Genomic DNA, 2,270 nt, shown 5'->3' on the forward strand with positions numbered 1-2,270 from the left:
ATAACCGGGCAGCCAGATACTGGCGCTGCGCTCGGAAGGACTGACAAACCGCTCCTGTACCCAGAGCGCACCACGGTCGTCCCAATGCATGAGGCTGGCAACGCCATAGCAGATCACACCCGCCAGCAGCAGCCAGGAATACCAGCGCATACGCAGGCGAATACGCGACAGACGATTGCCGAGAGGCTTAGTCAGAGTAGCGGCGTCCATCACAAGAGTTCCAGAGGTCGGCCATAGTTAATAGCACGCAGTTTTCAGATCCGCGAACCATAAACTTGGGAATTATCCGGAACGAATGTGAAAAAACGGTTAAAGGCCATGCCCTTTCTACGAGGCGTACCGGATTCCCGGGCCCTCGCAGAAAGTTTCCGATCAACGGACGCTGCTGGTGAAGCGGCTGACGCCCGGAAGCTCCAGCACCAGCTCATCACCGACATTCAGCGGCCCGACACCAACCGGGGTGCCGGTGAGAATCACATCGCCGGCCTGCAGGGAAAAGCAGCCAGCCATGTACTGGATCATCGGCACTATGGGATTGAGCATATCGCTGCTGTTGCCGTCCTGGCGCACCTCACCGTTGATGGTCAGGCGAATGCCGATATCGGTCAGATCGGCAAAACTGCTGCCCACCACAAAGGGCGCGATGACCGCCGCGCCATCGAACGACTTGGCGATTTCCCAAGGCAGGCCCTTGGCCTTGAGCTCGGCCTGCTTGTCCCGCAGGGTCAAGTCCAGGGCTGGGGCGAAGCCGGAGATGGCGTCCAGCACTTCTTCGCGACTGGGCTTGGTAGACAGCGGCTTGCCGATCAGCACAGCGATTTCCGCCTCGTAGTGCACCGAGCCGCGCTCGGTGGGAATGGCAAAACCACCCTCCAGCGGCACCACGCAACTGCCGGGCTTGATAAACAGCAGGGGCTCGGTGGGAACCGGGTTGTCCAGCTCCTTGGCGTGCTCGGCGTAGTTACGACCGATGCAAACCACCTTGCCCAGGGGGAAATGAATCCGGGTACCGTCGACATACTGGTGCTGATAGCTCATTACCGACTCCTGCTCGTGTACTTCATCAGGACGCTGCTTGTACTCAAACAGCGAAGATCTTGCCCGGGTTCATGATGCCGTTCGGGTCGAACACCGCCTTGACCGCCTTCATGTACTCGATCTCAACCGGCGAGCGGCTGTAGGTCAGGTAATCACGTTTGGTCATGCCCACGCCATGCTCGGCGGAGATCGAACCGCTGTACTTCTCGACGGTTTCGAACACCCACTTGTTGACCGTGGCGCACTTGGCGAAAAAATCGTCCTTGCTCAGGTTATCCGGCTTGAGAATGTTCAAGTGCAAGTTGCCGTCGCCGATGTGGCCGAACCAGACGATTTCGAAGTCCGGGTAGTGCTTGCCGACAATGGCGTCGATTTCCTTGAGGAAAGCCGGCACTTTCGAAACCGTGACCGAAATATCGTTCTTGTACGGAGTCCAGTGGGAGATAGTCTCGGAAATGTATTCCCGCAACTTCCACAGGTTCTGCAACTGGGTTTCGCTTTGGCTCATCACGCCGTCCAGAACCCAGCCCTGCTCGACACAGTGCTCGAAGGTTTCCAGGGCGTGGTTGGCCACTTCTTCGGTGGTGGCTTCGAATTCCAGCAGCGCGTAGAACGGGCAGTCGGACTCGAACGGCGCCGGCACGTCACCGCGGGCCAGGACCTTGGCCAGGGCCTTGTCGGAGAAGAACTCGAAGGCGGTCAGGTCGAGTTTGCTCTGGAACGCATGCAGCACCGGCATGATCGAATCGAAGTCGGCGGTGCCGAGCACCATGGCGGTGAGGTTCTTCGGCGCCCGGTCCAGGCGCATGGTGGCCTCGACCACAAAGCCCAGGGTGCCTTCAGCACCGATGAACAGCTGGCGCAGGTCATAGCCGGTGGCGTTCTTGATCAGGTCCTTGTTCAACTCCAGCAGGTCGCCCTTGCCGGTGACCACCTTCATGCCGGCCACCCAGTTGCGGGTCATGCCGTAGCGAATCACCTTGATCCCGCCGGCATTGGTGCCGATATTGCCGCCAATCTGGCTGGAGCCGGCAGAGGCAAAATCCACTGGATAGTAGAGACCGTTTTCTTCCGCCAGGTTCTGCAGTTGCTCGGTGACCACCCCCGGCTGGCACACCGCAGTGCGGTCAGTCAGGTTCAGGTCGAGAATTTGATTCATGTAGTCGAAGGACACCACCACTTCGCCGTTGGCTGCCACGGCGGCCGCCGAGAGCCCGGTCCGCCCGCCCGAG

At 59.6% G+C, this 2,270-nt stretch carries 2 protein-coding genes and 1 pseudogene; all 3 read right to left on the reverse strand.

Annotated elements, in window-relative coordinates; all coding sequences use genetic code 11:
- A pseudogene (locus tag BLX41_RS36060) lies at positions 1-210 on the reverse strand (SdiA-regulated domain-containing protein); the annotation flags it as partial.
- 162 nt (positions 211-372) lie between these two features.
- Positions 373-1,038 carry a fumarylacetoacetate hydrolase family protein gene (locus BLX41_RS22935; protein ID WP_102862133.1) on the reverse strand — a complete coding sequence of 222 codons (666 nt, stop codon included), beginning with the start codon at positions 1,036-1,038 and terminating at the stop codon, positions 373-375.
- Between the two features lie 43 nt (positions 1,039-1,081).
- The coding region (locus tag BLX41_RS22940; protein WP_259745105.1) for an FAD-binding oxidoreductase at positions 1,082-2,270 on the reverse strand (1,189 nt) is incomplete at its 5' end.

This window comes from Pseudomonas protegens (assembly GCF_003732485.1).
Classification (GTDB): Bacteria; Pseudomonadota; Gammaproteobacteria; order Pseudomonadales; family Pseudomonadaceae; genus Aquipseudomonas; species Aquipseudomonas protegens_B.

Excerpts from the sequence above, each read along its gene's own strand:
- BLX41_RS22935 (WP_102862133.1), bottom strand. The coding sequence starts at position 1,038 with ATGAGCTATCAGCACCAGTATGTCGACGGTACCCGGATTCATTTCCCC.